Raw genomic sequence first — 3,681 nt, forward strand, 5'->3', positions numbered from 1 at the left:
GAAGCCGCGCAGGAAGGCGGCGAGCAAGCGTTAGGTGGCGCTTTCCCCCATCTGCATTCAAGCTTTCTGGCGGCGATGACAGCCGAGCGCGGCGCTGACCTTGCCAGGATCATGGACCAGTCTGGGCACTGGGATACCCGGACGGTCGCCGGCTACATTCGGCGGGCAAACGCCTTCAAAGGGCACTCGGGGGACAGGTTCTTGTGAACGCGAACCTGGAAGGCCGCTGCGGGTGAGCAACGGTCATTGGGATCAAACCATCCGTCCACAGCAGAAAGACGGAGCCAGTGTGGCCGGTTCTCTTCCAGTGGTCATCCGCTTTGATGACCAGAGTCTAAGGCATTTGCTCGACCCAATGCGCGCGCGACGGGCCGGGCTCGAACGGATCGCCGAAATACTGGGTCTCACGAGCTACTTTGCCATCGTGGAATTCCATAATGCTCACGGTGTAAGACGGCCGCCCATCGTAGGTCAGAACGTATTCGGTGATCCAGAGATCGCCTGCGCCGACGATCCGACGCACGGTGAAGTGTTTTCGGTTTGGCTGTGCAGCGCGAGATGCCTGGATTTTTTGCCGTCCGCGGATGCGCTCACCTGACTGCGGATATTCCAGCACAGCATCCTCCCAATAGATCTTGTGCTCTTCCTCGAAATCGCTTGCGTCGGACGCGGCCCAGTGGTGATCCAGTGCCGCTCGAATTTCTCGACCGTCCATATCGAGCCTCCTTGAGCATCACCGCTGATGTGGAACCGTTGTACCACGCGCTGGCCGGGACCTACCTGTCCGGCTGGAATAGGAGAGCCATTGCAGCGGGAACACCGAATGACCGCTCGGGGTGGGAAGGAGCGGTTCAGGCTCTGCGTCCTAAAGGCTCGCTCCTGACGCATAGCCGACAACGAGGCGAGGGTCAGCGTCTGGGTCAGTCGCCCCGCCTATTGCTCATCGAAGCTGGCGGCGCGATACTAGCTTAGCCGTTCCAATAAAAACCGATGCTGGCGAGGAAACCAAATGCGAGTCTTGAGTCTGTTGCGGACCGCAACCGCGGGCGCGGCCTTGTCGTTGATTGCTCTCGCAGCGCTCGCCGCAGACTACCCAGCGCCCAGGGAGGGTGACTGGACGATCAAAGGCTTCAAGTTCCACACCGGCGAAATTCTGCCGGAGCTGCGTCTGCACTACACCACGGTTGGAGATCCGAACGGCGAACCAGTGGTCGTCTTGCATGGCACCACCGGTTCGGCAGCCAGCATGCTGACGCCTGGGTTCGCTGGCGAGCTGTTCGGTCCTGGTCAGCCGCTCGATGCGGCCAAGTACTACATCATCATCCCGGACGCGATCGGCCATGGAAAGTCGTCGAAGCCTTCAGATGGATTGAAGACAAAATTTCCAAGATACAACTACGACGACATGGCCGAAGCGCAGTACCAGCTGCTCAAGGAGCATCTCGGCCTCAAACACGTTCGACTCATCATCGGCAACTCAATGGGAGGCATGCACGCGTGGATCTTGGGCGTGAAGCATCCCGAGTTCATGGACGCCCTCATCCCCATGGCGTCGCAGCCGAGCGAGATGGGGAGCCGCAATTGGATGCTGCGCAGGCTCCTGATCGAGACCATCCGGCGCGACCCAACCTACGCCGATGGCGAGTACACGACCCAGCCGCCGTCGTTGCGGGTCGCCAACGTCTTCTTTGCTCTGGCCACCAGCGGCGGCACGCTGGCCCTGCAAAAGCAGGGGCCGACAGGTGAGCTGGCCAACAAGCTTGTGGATGCTCGTTTGGCGGCGCCGTTTAATGCAGACGCCAACGATTACATCTATCAGTGGGAGTCGTCGCGCAGCTACAATCCCTCTGCAGGCCTTGAGAAGATCGAAGCGACAGTGCTGGCTATTAACTCTGCGGACGACGAGCGCAACCCACCTGAGACAGGGATCATGGAGCGCGAGATGAAGCGCCTTAAGAGCGGGCGCCTGTACCTGATACCGGCCAGCGCTGAGACCGCCGGCCACGGCACCACGGGCTTCGCCAAGTTCTACAAGCAGCAGCTCCAAGAGTTCCTGCAAGCCGCTCCGAAACGAGCCATGTAGTTCATCCGCGATCAGCGTGGTATAGCGTCCGCTCCCGAGATGCTGGCGAGTACGTCCCAGTGGCGGCAGTGTACGCGAAGGGGCAGCTCCGTTGTCGGGCTCAGGGGTCCGCTACAGACGCATGACCAAACAGGCTTCATGCGCACTCCTGACCACATCCGGACCTTCGGCCGCGGCAAGCCAAGTGTCCTCAAGAGGTCGAAAGCAGCCTCTGCAAAGCCAGGCTTATTGAGTTCAGACCTAAGCCTCTGCCGAGTGCCGGCGCTCAATCATTTCCTGGAACACGGGAATAGAATTCTCGATGAGGTCGGCGTGCGCGTCGAAATCAGGCAGGCCCAAGCTGCGATAGAAACTCACCGCGCCCATGATGCTCCCGTGCTCGGCAGTCATGGCGCCGAGCTCGCCAAGGATGAGGCTGTCCAACTCCTGGTCGGTGAGATTGCGCAGGTCGTTCATGTTGACCTCCTTCTCCAACTTGCGGACTCGGCTCTCGATGTTCCGGTTCATCGCTTCGCAGCCTCCAGGGCTTCCAGGCGGGATTGGATGTCGGTGACCTCAATCGCCTTGACGTGGGCGTCCACCAGCTTGCCGAGCTCGGCCGCCTCGCTCGGGGTGAGCTCGCCCGTGGCGACGGCCTGCAGCAGGGCGGCAGTGGCCTTGGTGAGGTCGGCGGTGGTCTCGATCGGCGGCAGGGCGAACGGCACCGGACGGTCCTTCCTGGCCGGTAGGAGGCGGTCGAGGCAGAGGCGCAGAGCGACGGTGTCGCCGTCGTTCGCCATCTCGATCGCCTTGCGGGTCAGCCCCTCCGCCTCGCCCGCCAGGAGAGCCTCCATGGCGAGGGTGGTCTTGTGGCGAGCACCTTTCGGCTTGCCCTTGAGGTTGCCGCTCTGCCCCTTCTGAAATGCTCTGCCGCGCACAGCCATGTCCGAACTCTACTCACCTACTAGATAGATCATTATCTGCTCGCCTGCGACCGGGTTGCTGCAAATTCACCGGGGATGCAGCCGCGACATTCAGCAACAACGCACGAACCTGTCTCCGAGCCACCCACAAAAGGGCAGTGACAGCGGCGCGAGGTGCAGGCGCTGATCCAGGAGTGGCGGGAGACGTTGATAGGTTGATCATAGGCGCAGCTCTGCTCCAGAGCGTGCCCGGATAGGGAGCAATCGATGTCGACGGATGATGCCTCTGCACGCCTCGATGCCCTCGAGCTGGCGTTCATCGGCTTGATCTCGCAACTGAAGGCGGATGGTTTCAACCCAGCGGCATTCAGGACACGGCTTCGCGCGCTGGCAGTCTCCACGACGGAGACGAGCGGCGGCGCTCAGGTGGCCAAGGCCTTGGCACACCTGGAACGGCGTATCACGTGAGAACTCCGAGTGGGCATCGAAGTCGCGTTCCTGCTGGTCACGCTGGCCTGAGCGCACTTCGGCGCCGCGGTGTGAAAGATCCTGGAGACATCCTCGGAAGCTGTGGTAGTCCTGGCAGTCAGCCGGTGATGTTCACACCGAGCCGCTTGGCAAGGCACTCAAGGCGGGCGACGACGCCGCTGTGCTAGTTACAACGTACGCCAATCAGATCAACACAGATCTCCTGGC

The 3,681-nt window shown here is 61.4% G+C and carries 6 protein-coding genes; 3 read left to right on the forward strand and 3 right to left on the reverse strand.

From position 1 onward, the window contains the following. On the forward strand, positions 1 to 207 hold a 207-nt coding region (locus DT057_RS37120), incomplete at its 5' end, for a DNA recombinase (protein WP_244937432.1). A gap of 127 nt (positions 208 to 334) precedes the next feature. Here the strand turns inward: DT057_RS37120 and DT057_RS34240 are convergent. Further along, positions 335 to 715 carry a nuclear transport factor 2 family protein gene (locus DT057_RS34240; RefSeq protein WP_128566460.1) on the reverse strand — a complete coding sequence of 127 codons (381 nt, stop codon included), beginning with the start codon at positions 713 to 715 and terminating at the stop codon, positions 335 to 337. A gap of 294 nt (positions 716 to 1,009) precedes the next feature. On the opposite strand from DT057_RS34240, the gene DT057_RS34245 reads away from it, so the two are divergent. Next, positions 1,010 to 2,083, forward strand: coding sequence for an alpha/beta fold hydrolase (locus tag DT057_RS34245; RefSeq protein WP_128566461.1), 1,074 nt, complete (start codon positions 1,010 to 1,012; stop codon positions 2,081 to 2,083). A 240-nt stretch (positions 2,084 to 2,323) separates the two neighbouring features. Here DT057_RS34245 and DT057_RS34250 read toward each other — a convergent pair whose 3' ends face one another. Continuing rightward, complete coding sequence (locus tag DT057_RS34250; RefSeq protein WP_128566462.1) at positions 2,324 to 2,539, reverse strand: hypothetical protein; 216 nt, start codon at positions 2,537 to 2,539, stop codon at positions 2,324 to 2,326. A 47-nt stretch (positions 2,540 to 2,586) separates the two neighbouring features. Continuing rightward, positions 2,587 to 3,006, reverse strand: a complete 420-nt coding sequence (locus DT057_RS34255; RefSeq protein ID WP_128566463.1) for a DUF5681 domain-containing protein — start codon at positions 3,004 to 3,006, stop codon at positions 2,587 to 2,589. A 246-nt stretch (positions 3,007 to 3,252) separates the two neighbouring features. On the opposite strand from DT057_RS34255, the gene DT057_RS34260 reads away from it, so the two are divergent. Then, positions 3,253 to 3,453: a hypothetical protein gene (locus DT057_RS34260; protein ID WP_128566464.1), complete on the forward strand. Its 201-nt coding sequence runs from the start codon at positions 3,253 to 3,255 to the stop codon at positions 3,451 to 3,453. The last annotated feature ends 228 nt before the right edge of the window (positions 3,454 to 3,681 follow it).

The sequence above is a fragment of the Methylobacterium crusticola genome (genome assembly GCF_003574465.1).
Lineage (GTDB): Bacteria > Pseudomonadota > Alphaproteobacteria > Rhizobiales > Beijerinckiaceae > Methylobacterium > Methylobacterium crusticola.